13 protein-coding genes are annotated in these 13,958 nt (G+C 42.2%); 2 read left to right on the forward strand and 11 right to left on the reverse strand.

The genetic code is table 11. From position 1 onward, the window contains the following. Positions 1–4: 4 nt before the first annotated feature. The 8 genes from J3L18_RS00860 to J3L18_RS00895 all read right to left on the reverse strand — a co-directional run bounded on the left by J3L18_RS00860 (position 5) and on the right by J3L18_RS00895 (position 7,640). The gene (locus J3L18_RS00860; protein WP_129571436.1) at positions 5–1,177 is read right to left on the reverse strand and encodes an RsmB/NOP family class I SAM-dependent RNA methyltransferase; all 1,173 of its coding nucleotides are present in this window, start codon (positions 1,175–1,177) and stop codon (positions 5–7) included. After that, complete coding sequence (locus J3L18_RS00865) at positions 1,174–2,427, reverse strand: ABC transporter substrate-binding protein (protein WP_129571435.1); 1,254 nt, start codon at positions 2,425–2,427, stop codon at positions 1,174–1,176. Before J3L18_RS00865 ends, J3L18_RS00860 begins: the two co-directional genes overlap by 4 nt. Beyond that, positions 2,384–3,913: a glutamine-hydrolyzing GMP synthase gene (guaA, locus tag J3L18_RS00870; protein WP_091166967.1), complete on the reverse strand. Its 1,530-nt coding sequence runs from the start codon at positions 3,911–3,913 to the stop codon at positions 2,384–2,386. The genes J3L18_RS00865 and guaA overlap by 44 nt, the downstream gene beginning before the upstream one ends. Before the next feature lie 543 nt (positions 3,914–4,456). Further along, positions 4,457–5,422 carry an SRPBCC domain-containing protein gene (locus J3L18_RS00875; protein WP_129571434.1) on the reverse strand — a complete coding sequence of 322 codons (966 nt, stop codon included), beginning with the start codon at positions 5,420–5,422 and terminating at the stop codon, positions 4,457–4,459. Next, positions 5,419–5,739 (reverse strand): ArsR/SmtB family transcription factor, encoded by a 321-nt coding sequence (locus tag J3L18_RS00880; RefSeq protein ID WP_090528388.1) that lies wholly within the window; start codon positions 5,737–5,739, stop codon positions 5,419–5,421. Before J3L18_RS00880 ends, J3L18_RS00875 begins: the two co-directional genes overlap by 4 nt. A 290-nt stretch (positions 5,740–6,029) precedes the next feature. After that, a complete protein-coding gene (locus tag J3L18_RS00885; RefSeq protein WP_091166776.1) occupies positions 6,030–6,584 on the reverse strand; it encodes a DUF1572 domain-containing protein in 555 nt (184 codons plus the stop codon). A gap of 110 nt (positions 6,585–6,694) precedes the next feature. Beyond that, the gene (locus J3L18_RS00890; protein ID WP_129571433.1) at positions 6,695–7,192 is read right to left on the reverse strand and encodes a hypothetical protein; all 498 of its coding nucleotides are present in this window, start codon (positions 7,190–7,192) and stop codon (positions 6,695–6,697) included. After that, entirely contained in the window at positions 7,176–7,640 is a 465-nt protein-coding gene (locus J3L18_RS00895; protein ID WP_129571432.1) for a hypothetical protein, read from the reverse strand. Before J3L18_RS00895 ends, J3L18_RS00890 begins: the two co-directional genes overlap by 17 nt. A gap of 254 nt (positions 7,641–7,894) precedes the next feature. Here J3L18_RS00895 and J3L18_RS00900 point away from each other — a divergent pair, with 254 nt between their 5' ends. Then, positions 7,895–9,061, forward strand: coding sequence for an acyltransferase family protein (locus J3L18_RS00900; RefSeq protein WP_189549453.1), 1,167 nt, complete (start codon positions 7,895–7,897; stop codon positions 9,059–9,061). Between the two features lie 441 nt (positions 9,062–9,502). On the opposite strand, the gene J3L18_RS00905 is transcribed toward J3L18_RS00900, so the two are convergent. Genes J3L18_RS00905 through J3L18_RS00915 form a run of 3 tightly spaced genes read right to left on the reverse strand, consistent with a single transcriptional unit; the run spans position 9,503 to position 12,067 of the window. Continuing rightward, positions 9,503–10,489 carry an MlaD family protein gene (locus J3L18_RS00905; protein WP_129571430.1) on the reverse strand — a complete coding sequence of 329 codons (987 nt, stop codon included), beginning with the start codon at positions 10,487–10,489 and terminating at the stop codon, positions 9,503–9,505. Positions 10,490–10,517: 28 nt separating this feature from the next. Beyond that, positions 10,518–11,291, reverse strand: coding sequence for an ABC transporter ATP-binding protein (locus J3L18_RS00910; RefSeq protein ID WP_091166784.1), 774 nt, complete (start codon positions 11,289–11,291; stop codon positions 10,518–10,520). Between the two features lie 11 nt (positions 11,292–11,302). Next, the gene (locus J3L18_RS00915) at positions 11,303–12,067 is read right to left on the reverse strand and encodes an MlaE family ABC transporter permease (protein ID WP_223266281.1); all 765 of its coding nucleotides are present in this window, start codon (positions 12,065–12,067) and stop codon (positions 11,303–11,305) included. Positions 12,068–12,898: 831 nt separating this feature from the next. Here J3L18_RS00915 and J3L18_RS00920 point away from each other — a divergent pair. Next, complete coding sequence (locus J3L18_RS00920; RefSeq protein WP_112653587.1) at positions 12,899–13,777, forward strand: AraC family transcriptional regulator; 879 nt, start codon at positions 12,899–12,901, stop codon at positions 13,775–13,777. Positions 13,778–13,958 lie beyond the last annotated feature (181 nt).

Here is a 13,958-nt window from a genome sequence, read left to right on the forward strand (position 1 = left end):
TTTATTAAACGATTGGAGAGGGGCTTAATCTCGCCACAAACATGGTATCTGCTTTACGCTCATAGCCTTTTAATACTGCTTTCTCTTCTAGTTTTAAACCAAGCTCATTCACTAAATACTCAACCACGTCTTCATTCTCTCCTTTAAAGGCCGAGCAGGTGATATAGATGAGTGGCTTGCCGGGTTTAAGATATTTAACCACGTTTTGGGCAATGCTTTTTTGTAGTTTTTGGAAAAACTCAATCTTATGCACATCAAACTGGGCTATCATTTCGGGTGTACGTCCCCAGGTGCCCGAGCCACTGCAGGGGGCATCCAGGATGATCCCGTCGAAAGCGTAGTCATGCATCACTGAATCAATGTTTTGGGTAAGATCGAGTGCTTTTTTCTGGTATTTGGTTAATCCGGCCAATTGAAAGCGCTCATCAAGGTTGGCCAGGATAGATTCGCGGATATCGGATACAACCAGTTTAATATTAGGCTCATCCTCATGCAGTAATAGCGATTTACCGCCCGACGCCGCGCATGCATCCCACCAGCTATCCCAGCGCTGAGGCTTAAAATAATTCCCTGTTTGCTGCGATGAATAATCCTGCACCTCAAACCAGTGTTGTTTAGGAAATATGGTTTCGAGGCGCGTACCGTTTGGCAGCGAATAACAGCCATTACCTTCGTCTTTAAATACAACCTGGGCTTTGGTTAGTTCGGCTTTTACCAAATGATCATAACCGTTGCGCACGCGGATAAACAGATCGGGCTGGCAAAAAAATGATTTCAGAAAAGCTTCTTTATCAATTCCTTCTGAAAGCTGGCTGCTCCATGGGAAAACATCTGCCAGTTTAAAATCAGGGTAGGCGGTTTTTACAAGGGCCAGTTTATCATCGTCACTAAAACCAACACATACAGCCCACTCTGGTTTGAAGTGTTGCAGGTAAGAGTTGGTTTGGGTATTGCATAAAAATTCGGCAACCAGCAGCCGCTCATCTTCAGAAACATCAGGCAATGCCCTGCCCAGGCGAAAGTAATTGTATACTAACCGGTTGGCAACCCGCCTGTCGGTTGAGCCCATTTGTTTGTTTTGCCGGTAAAAGCCGGGTAAAAATTTACTTAGTGGCGTATCGGCAGGGTATTCACCCAAAATTCGCTGAAACGTTTTAAGCTGATTTATAGCCTTCATTCTACCTGTTTTAGCTCAAAGTTAGTGTACATTAATATATTTACGTGGGTGTTGATCCAGCCCAGCCCCGGCTTTTTGACAAAATGGAAGCCATTATGCAAACCTGTAAAATCCGTTCCTTCTATGGATTGCATGCCTTTATCCGTAAAGAGTAGCTTTCCAAAATACAATCCTTCATCAAAACCCTTAATGGCGTATTCGGTCGGTTCAACGTGATAAGCACGCCTATAGTTACGTAAAAATGTTATTGTAGCCCCCGCTTTGTAATTTATTTTTTCGGTAGAGGTAATATGCGTATTCAAACGTTGTAAAAGTTGCGGTTTCAGGAAACTGAACTTCTCCCAGCTCGGGTGCCCAAACACCATAACCGGATAGTGTTTGTTCAATGTATCTAACGATCGGAGGGTTACACCTAAAAATGCCTGATCGGTTGCAGGGATCACAAACACATTTTTTTCGGTTTTTGATAGCTGCGGCAGCAGGCTACTCAGTTTGCCCCGTATAACATATACGTTGGTGACCTTTACCTTCTTTTTACTTAAGCTGTCAATAGCCTTTTTAAAGTTAATAGCGTAATCACTTTCCTGGTTAAAGCCCGAACGCAGAATGAAGATTTTTTTAGGTTTAACCGTTCTGTTAATGTATTCGGCAGCGCCCCATGCGTGATATTCAAGCGGAGGAATAGCAGTGATTAAATTTTTGCTTTTAATTGTGCTTGGATTGGCAGGCGATAAAGGAGATAAAATTGGTCCCTTTGAATACGACAATGCGCCGGAGAAGGATTTTACGCCATCCGGGAAAACCGGGCCCACTATCAAATCGCTTGAACGTATAAACGCGTTTAAAGCCAGGTCATGTGCCTGCATGGCTTCGTCTTTCGAGTCAAAGATTTGTAGCCTATAATTATTTCCGTAAGCAGTAAGCGAATCGAGGGCGAGCTTAAATCCCTGGTAATATTCAACAGCGATATTGGCCTGGCTTAATTGTATAGGGCTATATTTTTGAGCCGGATTTAAATGCTCAAGATTCAAAGGCAGGATCATGGCTATAGTAGCCACCTTTTGCTCCGGAGCTTTGATCGGTTTTTCGGCGGTATTATCGGGCTTTTTTTCGGTATCAGTCGGTTTTTTTACGGTAGTTGCTACCGGCCGCGTTTTGGGTGAACACGCGGCCAGCAGCAAGGCTATGCAAAAAAACGGTAACCACTTATTCCCACTCAATAGTGGCCGGTGGTTTTGAACTGATATCATATACTACCCGGTTAATTCCTTTTACGTTGTTGATGATCTCGTTGCTGATCTTGGCCAGCAAGTCGTACGGTAAATGGCACCAGTCGGCGGTCATCCCGTCAACCGATTCAACTGCACGTAGGCAAATTACGTTTTCGTAAGTACGCTCATCGCCCATTACGCCTACCGACTGTACCGGTAAAAATATAGCGCCGGCCTGCCAAACTTTATCGTAAACCCCGGCAGCACGTAAATTGTTTATATAAATTGCATCAGCTTCCTGTAGTATCGCCACTTTTTCGGGTGTGATGTCTCCCAAAATCCTGATAGCCAGGCCTGGGCCCGGGAAAGGGTGCCGACCTAAAATATTAGGATCGATCCCTAAAGCTTTACCTACTTTCCTTACCTCATCTTTAAACAAAGTGTTAAGCGGTTCAACTACTTTAAGTTTCATAAAATCAGGCAGACCACCAACGTTGTGGTGCGACTTGATGGTAGCTGAAGGACCTTTTACTGATACCGACTCGATAACATCAGGATAAATAGTGCCCTGGCCAAGCCATTTCACATCCTGTACCTCATGAGCGGCATCATCAAATACCTCGATAAACACGCGGCCGATAGCTTTACGTTTCTTTTCAGGATCGGTTAAGCCCGCAAGCGCGTCATAAAAACGTTGTTTGGCATCGATGCCTTTTATGTTTAAGCCCATGTGCTGGTATGAATCAAGCACCTGCTCAAACTCATCCTTACGCAAAAGGCCGTTATCTACAAATATACAATGCAGGTTTTTGCCGATAGCATGGTGCAGCAATACTGCCGCAACCGACGAATCAACACCGCCTGATAAACCAAGTACTACTTTATCATCGCCCAGTTTTTCGCGAAGAGCGGCAACTGTGGTTTCGATAAACGAGTCAGGTGTCCAGTCCTGTTTGCATCCGCAAATGTCAACTAAAAAGTTTTGCAGCAATTGTTTACCGTCAATACTGTGGGTAACTTCCGGGTGAAATTGGATGCCGTAAGTTTGGGTTCCGGTTACCTGGTAAGCGGCAACTTTAACGCTATCGGTACTTGCAATTACCTCAAAGTTATCGCCAATGGTAGCAATGGTATCGCCGTGCGACATCCACACCTGTGAGCCACCGGGAACATCCTTAAATAATGGATTCTCCTTTTTGATATATTCCAAATTGGCGCGACCATATTCACGGGTACTTGATGGCAATACTTCGCCGCCGTGGAAATGGGCAACGTATTGAGCGCCATAGCATACACCTAAAATAGGACGTGTGGTGTGGAATTTTTCAAACTCGAAGTGAGGAGCATCTTCCTGTCTTACAGAATAAGGGCTGCCGGAAAGGATGATACCTTTTACAGTGCTGTCAATTTCGGGATAATGATTGAAGGGGTGGATCTCACAATAAATATTGAGCTCCCTGACACGGCGCGCTATAAGTTGGGTGAATTGCGAACCAAAGTCAAGAATGAGGATTTTTTCTTGCATGGGCAAAGATAGGATTTTGATTTCGGAATTGGGAGTTGGGATTTCGGATTTTTTTATTTGATGATTTGCCGATGAACTTGCGCTCATTTGTGATGAGTGCTTAATATGGTTCCGCATTTGTAATGCGAGTTGCGATGCAATCGCTAAGCCACGTTAAGCGCCCGTTTTTAACCTACCGTGTACCCATATCTTATCAAACCTTCTGATTAAACAAAAGTAGTTGTCATTTCGAACGAACCCTGGGCGGGATGGTGCGCTGGAGGTGAGGAGAAATCTTCTACAAGCAACAAACTCGCTATGTATGGCGTATAAGATTTCTCCTCGCGCCCAGCTTTTCCCTGCGCTGGCTCGTTCGAAATGACATTTTCTTTAATAAAAAGATATGGGTACACGGTAGGTTGCAAACGAGCGCAAGTGGATTGAACAGCGGACCTGAATGGTGTATGCATCAGGGTCCTCTGCGAGAGACCCTGATGGGACGTTAAGCTATATTAAAATCGCAATTAAAATCCCACTAATCCAAAAATCCCCCCAAATCCCGGTTCAGACATTCTGATAAGTCAGCATCCAGTTAATACCGTATTTATCCGTAAGCTCCGCGAAGTATGCCCCAAAGAACATATCGCTCAATGGCATAGTAACCACACCACCAACCGAAAGTTCGTTGAACAGGCGCTCGGTTTCTTCGCGGCTTTCGGGTTCAACGTTGATGTGCATATTATTGCCGGTCTGCAGTTTAAAGCCCATACTCTCCGGCGCGTCGGTAGCCATCAGTACGTGGCCTCCCATAATGGTAAGTTCGCCGTGGATGATCAATTTTTTATCAGCTTCGTTCATCCGGACCTCAGCCGGTAACTCTATATCGCTGAACCGCGTGAGTTTTTTACCTGTAAACTCACCCTTAAAAACCTCTTTGTAAAAGGTTAAAGCCTCTTCAGTGTTTCCGGGGAAATTTAAATAAGTGGTAACCCTTGCAGCATTGCCCGGTTTCAGATCTTTCCTGATTCTGAAAGCTGTACTCAGGTAATGATCAAGGTTGCTTAAGCCGGCAGTGAAGCCTTCCTGGAAGCCCATACCAACAATGGTTTGCATATCTTCCACTTTGTCAAAATAGATATCGATGTTAACGGTAGTATGCTCACCCTCGCCTGTAAAGTTCTTCTCCCAGTTCATGACAGGGAAATTGGTATTGGTTACAGCATTTTCATCACAAAAGGAAACAGCATTGGCAATTTTTTGCGGAACTACGATGGTTTTATACTCTTCCTTGCACCATGTTGGATGTTCAGTATGCTCCGGGCCAACCATCTGGTATAACCAGTAGCCGCCTTCCCTAAAATCCATGGTTTTTGTTTCGGTGCGATAAGGTTTTGGTGCCCACCACTGGTCAAGAATTTCACTTTCGGTCCATGCCTGCCATACTAAATTGAGTGGCGCGTCAAAAGTTCTTACCACATTAAGCCTTTTGTTTTGCAGGTCTTTGGTGAATACTGCTTCGTTGTTTGTCATGACTGTTTGTTTTTTAGGTTTTGTAACACGTTATCTAACTGGCTAAAACGGGTTTCCCACAGGGCGCGGAACTGGTCCATCCAAACATCCACTTCTTTCATTTTTTGAGCGTTAAAATGATAATAAATTTCGCGGCCGGTTTGTTTTTGATTAACCAGCTGGCATTCGCTCAGGATTTGGATATGCTTGGATACAGCTTGCCGGCTGCTTTGAAAATGTTCGGCAATGGCATTGGGTGTCATAGCCTGCAAAGCAAGCAAACTAATGATGGCCCTGCGGGTGGGATCGGCAATGGCCTGAAATACGTCTCTTCTCATAAAATCTTTTTTTTGCAACCGTTTGATTGCAAATATAAATGCAATTAATTGGTTGCGGAAATTTATTTGGAAAATGTTTAAAGCTGCGATTTCAAGCGTGAGATGCCGGGAATTGTTTAAAAATGAATTTTGTAGAAACGCATAATTGCGTCTCTCAGAGGACAGGCCGATTTCAAAAGCGTATCAGGTAGCGTAAATGGCAAGCAGGAGACGCAATTATGCGTCTCTACATTCAAAAATATCGTTTTAACAGCCCAGAGAACGTGTTTTTAATTCATGGGTTGAATAAGCTATTTCTCATCCGTAAAATGAACCTTTCGCTTTTCCTGAGCAAATTTATCTGCATTGTAATTTTCAGATTGCCCCCTGGGGATAGATAGCGAATGCCAGTTTTCATTGCAAAGCATCTTACCTAAAAAAACGATCTGGCCAACGTGGTAAGGGTAATGGGCCAGCTGCCGGTTAATGGCTTCCATAACCGTATGGCCCTGGTTGCGGATATAGACGATCTTACCGAGATCGTCGGCGGTTAGTTTATCAAGCGTATCAAAAAGGCATTGCCATCCCTGTTCCCAGGTTTCGGTAATTGTTTGGCGGGTGGGGGTAGAAGGGGTAAATTCAGCTTCCCGGTTACGGGTGGGTTTTTCGCCATCAGTAGTAAAAATATCAGTCCATCGGGAAATCATATTGCCTGACATGTGCTTCACGATCATGGCAATGCTGTTTGATTCGGGGTTGTATTGCCAATATAATTGTTCGTCGGTAAGCTGTTCAAACGTTTTTTCGCCGAGGGATTTGTAATAAGCAAACTGCTTTTTTACACTGGTTAGATAGTCGTTTTCCATAAGTTAAAGTTAAGAGGTGGTGGTTTAATAAACAACAAAAAAGGCATCCCTCGGGATACCTCAAATGTTTTTTTAAATAAATCTAACCTCTAATTTCCAACCACCAACCTCTATCTTTTCTTCAATTCCCTGATCTCGGTTTTTAACTCCTGTAATTGTTGCCTGGTTTGGCGGTTTTCAAGGTAAAAATATATCGCGAAGCCTAAAAAGATCTTCCCTAACACAAACACAGCAGCAAAGACCCAGCGCCACGATTTATGCAGGCGCATATGGTTCGATTCCGATTCAATCGGGATGAACTGATCTTCGGGAGGTGTTTTTTTATGCTTATTACGGCCATCGTCTGAAGTGCGGAATTTAATTGGTTGTGCCGGATTTCCCTGGTGGATAAGGCCATCTATCTCATCTTCTATCTTTTCCCACATATGCGGAGGCGGTGCAATAGCCATTTCACCTGCAAGTTTTTCCATGTCAGTTTCCAGTTGCTTCAGGGCTTCCTCCACTTCCGGATGCTTGGCCTTCATGTACATTAGCTCCCTTACTTCCTCGTCGGTAGCTGCGCCCATTACAAAAACTTCAAGTATGCCACTATCAATGTACTCTTTCATTGTTCCTCCCGTTCCTGATAATGGTAAAACATTCTTTTAACGTTTTTCTGATTTCTTCTTCTGTTTTATTCAGTTCTATAGCAATGCTTCCTGCCGATTTGCATTGGTAATGAATATAGCAAAAAACCTGCTGTTGAAAGGGGGTCATTAAAGTTACATACCGGTTATTGACCCAAGGTAAATTTTCCCAGGCTCTTTTATCGGTATCATTTTCTAACGCCTCAAAAAAGTGGACCAATTTTTCGCGCGCCATGATTTGCAAACGACAAAAGGCGCTTGTTCCGCTTTTTGAAAATTCCTCAAGCTCGTTTGGTACATCGTTAAAAACAGCTGAAAGGTACTGTTCAGCTATCGGCTTATTTTGCACAACCTCATAAATGTATCCTAAAAGCTTTGCTGAATAACTGTTGTACAGGTTAAGTACGGCTGCCGATTTGCTCTGGCCCATGGGTGCAGATGTTTGTAACCGCTTATTCAAATTAGGGTGTCAATTAAAATAGTATATTTCTATTATTTAACGAAATGTATAAAAATTATGTTACGAATTAAAGTAAATTGCGTAAAATTTGTGAAGTAGGATATCATATTCACACTCCTGTATGTTGTATTTTATTGTATAATAATTTGCTACGATAGCGCCCTGGGTGTAACATGCAGAAATTTATGGTGTCTTATCCTTCGAAAACAGACACAAGCCAGCTTATGCAATTAACCCAAACCTCAACAATTGATAATAATGTTAAGTCTACAACTACATCAAAGCTGCTTTATATTGATAATTTAAAAATTGCACTCACAATTTTGGTGGTGCTGCATCATACTTTTATTACTTACGGCGCATCCGGCGGTTGGTATTTTACCGATAAAACCACACATGTTGGTGCAATTATACCCATGACCCTTTTTGTGTCTGTAAACCAATCCTTTTTTATGGGATTTTTCTTTTTTATTTCGGCCTATTTTACGGCATCATCATTTCAAAAGAAAGGGGCAGCACAGTTTACTACAGATAGGTTAAAGCGCTTAGGTATCCCGCTGTTATTTTATTCCTTTATCCTGTCGCCGGTGTTGAGCTATATTGTTTATCGTTTTGCAAAAGGACATCAAATTACTTATTTACAATACCTGAGCGGTTTTGATGGTTGGATAGATTTTGGGGTGCTTTGGTTCGTAGCTGCCTTATTATTGTTCAGTTTAGTTTTTGTGCTGTTTAGTTCATTGAAAAAAAGTAAACGGCACCAGTTGAAGAAAGTTCCTTCAGCCCTGGCAATTATATTATTTGCAGCTGTATTAGGTATAGCATCTTATGCCGCGAGAATATTTTTCCCGATAGGATGGGTGCTTAAGCCAGTCGGCTTTCAGTTGGGCCATTTTCCGCAATATATTGCTATGTTTTGGATGGGGATAATGGCATCACGAAATAACTGGCTGCAGGGTTTTGAACTTAAAACAGGGCGACTGTTTGGATGGTTGGTTGCTTTCATGATTGTGGTATTATTCCCTATAATTTATTTTATAAAAGAAAGTACGAACAGCTCTATTGAAGAACTATGCGGGCAGGGGTACTGGCAATCGTTAATGTACGCCTGCTGGGAACAGTTTACGGGTGTTTTTATTATGGCGGCTTTGTTAATTATTTCAAAACACCGGTGGACAGGGCAATCAACCGTTGGAAAAACTATGTCGCGTGCAGCATTCGGCGTATATATTTTTCATCCCTTGGTGCTCATCTCGCTTTCTGTGGCCGCCATAGGCTGGCCAATGGATCCGGGTTATAAATTGTTGATTGTTGCGCCGTTGGCTGTATCCGGTAGTTTCCTGTTATCGATGATGCTGGTGAAGATTCCGGGTGTAAATAAAATTATCTGATCTAAAAGAGGACATCAGATGTACAAAATCGGACGTTTTAAAAAGTTTAATTCTATTTAAATATCTGATTTTTAATTATTTAAAACAATGGCACGATATGCGTGTATATTAAAGTACAGGCTGAGATTTAACCTGGTTTAGTTGATCGATAGCTTTGAGATGTTGTCGAGATTGCGTTCCGGGGTGAGATACGGAACGCATTTTTTTTGCTGGTTCACTTGTTCATTAGTTCAGTGGTTCATTTTTCGCCGTTGTTGGTGTTGTCACCAACAACTCCGCGCCGCTCAATTACTACGTGCATAGCAAATGGTGATTTCGTGATTATAAGAGACAAAACAGGCAAAAAAGTTGTTGGTGACAACACCAACAACGGCATGGAAGATTATTCGCAATTATTTGTTTTTAGTGCTCATGAGGGCTACGCCGTTTAGAGGGGGCTTACTATTTTCCTTTCAAACTATCAGCTTTTGCTTTTTCTTTCTTCTTGAAAAAACCTCTCAGGAAAAAGTTATGCTGAACGGCTTCCAGGTCATCATTTAATTTGATAGATGCTGCCTGCAGGTTATTAATGGCCGATTGTGTTTGTACTGCTGCTTTTTGATCGTTTAACAATACTCCCAGCGCATTATCTGTGCTATTAAGCTTATTGCTTGCTTTGGTAAGGTTGTTAGTAAGCGTTGAAGCATTTGCAGCGGTTTGCTGCAGTTGGCCTACCGCCTGTTTAATTTGGGCAAAGGTAGCTGTGTCCGTAAGCATTTTATCGGCAAGACCGCCTTTGGTATTAATTTTTTGGCTAAACTTATTAAGCTGTACAGCCATTAAAGCCGCGCTTTGGGTGGTGGCCTGCAGGTTACGCATAGCGCCACGTAGTTGTATGGCCATGGTACTGTCGGCCAATAAAGCGCCTACAGTGCCTTTGCCTTGCAATATGTTGTGGCTTAATGATTTAAAATCGTTGGTGATGGCTAACAGGTTTTGGTTATTGTCCTGCAGGGTTTTAAGCATATCATCGGTCGAGAGCATTTTTTCGGATTGCAGTACGTCGCCATCTTCAATTACCGGGGCCTGCGGGGTACCGCCTTCTATTACAATAAGCTTATTACCTATTAAACCATCTGATCCTATTTTGGCCTTTGCGTTACGACGGATATATTGCTGCGTAGCCTCGTCAACATTCATATAAACCTCAACCTCTGATGGGCCAATGAATTTGATAGCACTGATAGTGCCTACTTTAACGCCCGAAAACCAAATGGCGTTCCCTTTCTTTAAACCGGCAACGTCGGTAAATCTGGCGCTTAGTTTTATATTTTTAACAAAGGCTTTTTGCTGGCCGCCCAGTGTAAATACCCCTAATATGAACAATACGAGCCCAAGTGCCAGGAATATGCCTACTATGATCGATTTTCTGTTTTCTGCTGGATCCATGATAATGGTATATCTTGTCTAATTGTTGTTATTCAATAAAGTTGTAATCGTAAAATGGTTTCACCCGGCTATCGGTGGTGTTAAACACCTCGTCGAAAGTGCCGGTGCGCTGAAACTGCCCGTCTAAGAGCATGGCTATCCTGTCGCCGGTTTGCTTGGCGCAGGTAAGGTCATGTGTTATGATGATGGATGATGTATTGTAACGCTGCTGCACCTCGTTAATCAGGTCATTGATTTCGATACAGGTGATGGGGTCAAGGCCGGCGGTGGGTTCATCATACAGCATAACCTCGGGGTTCAGGATCAGCGTGCGGGCAATGCCGATACGCTTACGCTGCCCGCCCGAAAGTTCGGATGGCATCTGGTTGATGGTTTGCGAAAGTCCAACCGCGTCAAGCACCGTTTCAACTGCGGTATTGATCTCCCCGCGGGTAAGGTTACGTTTGTTACGCACCAACGGGAATTCCAGGTTTTTACGCACGGTCATACTATCGTACAAAGCGCTGTTCTGAAACGAAAAGCCGATACGGATGCGTAATTTCTGTAAGTCATCTTCGGTAATATGAGCGATATCCTGGCCAAATACTTTTACCATTCCCTCATCGGGTTTAAGCAGACCCGATATGATCTTAATCAGTACCGACTTACCTGTACCTGATCGGCCAAGCACCACAAGGTTTTCGCCCTGGTAAAGGTCAAGGTCGATACCGCGGAGTACGGCATAATCCTGGAACGCTTTTTTTAAGCCCCTGATGCTGATAACCGGGTTATTATGATCTGTTTGTACTGCTGCCTTTTTCATACTTCCATAAATTAGCGGAACCAGCCGGTTATTTGTACAATAATAACTTCTTCAATAAACACCAGGAACATAGCGGTAATTACCGCGCCGTTTGCTGCTTTACCTACGCCTTCGGTTCCTTTATTTGAGTTATAGCCCTGGTAGCAGCCCACAATGCCAATGGTAAAGCCAAATACAATTGATTTTATAAGCGATGCCACAAAATCGGTAAAGGTTAGCGGCTCAAAAACTTCCTGTATAAAAGTTGTCCAGGTGGTGCCTTCGTTCATGGTTACATTTAAATACCCACCAAATAAAGCCACAAAGCCTGTATAGGTTGATAAAATTGGAATAGTAAGCGTGGTAGCCAGTACGCGGGTACATACCAGGTATTTAAATGGTTTGGTGCCCGATACTTCCATCGCGTCTATCTGCTCGGTAACGCGCATGGACCCCAGCTCGGCGCCAATGCTTGAGCCTACTTTTCCGGACGCTATCAGCGCGGTAACTAATGGGGCAAGCGCACGCATAATGGCTATGGATACCAGCGAAGGCAACCACGATTCGGCGCCAAACTGTGATAATGAAGGCCTTGATTGCTTGGTAAATATCACCCCGACAATGAACCCCGTAACCGATATCAGTGTAAATGAACGTACACCTACTTCATAACACTGGCGTATAACTTCCTTAAGTTCAAAAGGCGGTACAAAAGCTTCTTTAAAAAAGCGGATGATAAACTGGTTTATGCGATAAAGCGTTAAAAAAAAGTCGCTCAGGCTTTGTTTAAGCTTCACGAATCTTTTGTTTGTATGCCTGGTTATGCTTTGCGTATTGTCCATTAAAAATGTACTTGTATATGCGTATGGTAACTCTACAAAACCCGCAGGTGTTTGTTTGCTGTGCCGTGTTTTATTTCACTAAGATACTTTGGGCAACTTTTTAAATGGTTTTAAAAAGAGTTTGTTTAATTGATAAAATGACATAAAAGTATTAGGTGTCGATGCTTTATTTTGAGTGTTTACAGTAGTAATTTAAACGTTTTTGGTAATTTAAAACTAAATAATGAAAAAAAAGTATTACATCTTGCCCGTGCATTAAAAGTACATTTGATGCTAAATCAATTATAAAATGCTGTAGCAAAAGGCCGGCCAAATCTCTGCCGGCAAATTATCAATACAGTATTAATGACAGATTAAATTACGGCTAAATAAACCTTTGACCGTTTGGGTTAAATGTTTAAACCAATTTGTCTGCAAACCTAAAAGTTAAAATTTATATAGCGCAGTACAGCCCCTAAAATATTAGTTAATGAAGTGTAAAATTTTGATAAGTTGCCTTGTATTATACTGTATTGCCGGGCATTTTAAAACGCGATGCCAAATTCATTTGAGTTTTCACGGCTTGATATTAACAGCAAATTATCAGATAGTGAGGTTAACTGTGATTTTGCCAAACAACTAACGTTAAACCCTACAGGCACATTTTAATTGGTTACAGTGCTGTAAGGGGGCCTAATACGCAATGAGGTAACGAAAATTAATAATTAATTGTTTAATTGACATTTTGAAAGTATAAAAGTGTTAAATTAGTATCATTAATTAGTAAACTTATTTTAGTGGGATTTTATGACTACAAGTAATGTAATGCGGGAGATAACTCCGCTAACGCCAAGTGATTGTTTTACTATTTTTTCGAGGGTAAAAAAGAAATTTGACTTTCCGCTTCATTATCATGACGAATACGAGCTTAATTTAATTATCAACGCCAAAGGGGCCAAAAGGGTAGTAGGTGGCCATATTGAGGTTATTGAAGAAGTAGAGCTGGCGCTGATAGGCCCAAACTTATACCATGCATGGTTTACGCACCAATGTCAAAGCGAAGATATAACTGAAGTTACCATCCAGTTTCATAAGGATCTGTTTGATGAAAAGTTTCTGAAGCGAAATCAGTTAAGTTTTGTAAAAAGCATGCTCGAGCGCTCGCAAAGGGGGATTTCTTTCGCATCGGAAACCATTTACGCGCTTAAAGACAGGATTATGCAATTGGATAAAAAGAGCGGTTTTGACTCCGTATTAGAGCTCCTGTCCATTCTTCATGACCTGTCAATTTCCCGCAATATGAAAATGCTGTCGGATCCAAGCTTTACAAATGAGAAGTTTTACTACAACAGCCGCCGCATCGAAAAAGTGTTTGAGCACATGAATATTAACTATAACAAGCAAATCACCCTTGCCGAAGTGGCTAAAATTGCCAATATGCCCGAAGCTTCATTTAGCAGGTTTATCAAAAAGCGCACGGGCAAAACCTTTATTGACAGTTTGAACGAGATCAGGCTTGGGCATGCTTCCAGGATGCTTATTGACTCTACAACCACGGTAGCCGAAATTGCCTATAAATGCGGCTTTAACAATATCTCCAATTTCAACAGGATCTTTAAGCGTAAAAAAATGTGTATTCCCAAAGAATTCAGGGAAACCTATACCGGAAACCGCGTATTTATTTAACTGGTATTTATTTGGCTTTATGGCTGGTTAAAAATGTATCAGCCTATCGATAAAGTTAAATATAAGGTTAAAAAAGTATTATAAAGTTGCTGATAATAAATTCATTTTTGAGTAATGACCGTTAGGATCAGAATTTCCAAAATTTAAGAATTTTCAGAATGCTTGAACGCCGCCCTATCAG

Origin of the sequence: Mucilaginibacter gossypii, from assembly GCF_017569325.2 — a bacterium.
GTDB classification, from domain to species: Bacteria; Bacteroidota; Bacteroidia; order Sphingobacteriales; family Sphingobacteriaceae; genus Mucilaginibacter; species Mucilaginibacter gossypii.

Excerpts from the sequence above, each read along its gene's own strand:
- J3L18_RS00860 (WP_129571436.1), bottom strand. The coding sequence starts at position 1,177 with ATGAAGGCTATAAATCAGCTTAAAACGTTTCAGCGAATTTTGGGTGAA.
- J3L18_RS00865 (WP_129571435.1), bottom strand. The coding sequence starts at position 2,427 with ATGATATCAGTTCAAAACCACCGGCCACTATTGAGTGGGAATAAGTGG.
- guaA (WP_091166967.1), bottom strand. The coding sequence starts at position 3,913 with ATGCAAGAAAAAATCCTCATTCTTGACTTTGGTTCGCAATTCACCCAA.
- J3L18_RS00875 (WP_129571434.1), bottom strand. The coding sequence starts at position 5,422 with ATGACAAACAACGAAGCAGTATTCACCAAAGACCTGCAAAACAAAAGG.
- J3L18_RS00880 (WP_090528388.1), bottom strand. The coding sequence starts at position 5,739 with ATGAGAAGAGACGTATTTCAGGCCATTGCCGATCCCACCCGCAGGGCC.
- J3L18_RS00885 (WP_091166776.1), bottom strand. The coding sequence starts at position 6,584 with ATGGAAAACGACTATCTAACCAGTGTAAAAAAGCAGTTTGCTTATTAC.
- J3L18_RS00890 (WP_129571433.1), bottom strand. The coding sequence starts at position 7,192 with ATGAAAGAGTACATTGATAGTGGCATACTTGAAGTTTTTGTAATGGGC.
- J3L18_RS00895 (WP_129571432.1), bottom strand. The coding sequence starts at position 7,640 with ATGGGCCAGAGCAAATCGGCAGCCGTACTTAACCTGTACAACAGTTAT.
- J3L18_RS00900 (WP_189549453.1), top strand. The coding sequence starts at position 7,895 with ATGCAATTAACCCAAACCTCAACAATTGATAATAATGTTAAGTCTACA.
- J3L18_RS00905 (WP_129571430.1), bottom strand. The coding sequence starts at position 10,489 with ATGGATCCAGCAGAAAACAGAAAATCGATCATAGTAGGCATATTCCTG.
- J3L18_RS00910 (WP_091166784.1), bottom strand. The coding sequence starts at position 11,291 with ATGAAAAAGGCAGCAGTACAAACAGATCATAATAACCCGGTTATCAGC.
- J3L18_RS00920 (WP_112653587.1), top strand. The coding sequence starts at position 12,899 with ATGACTACAAGTAATGTAATGCGGGAGATAACTCCGCTAACGCCAAGT.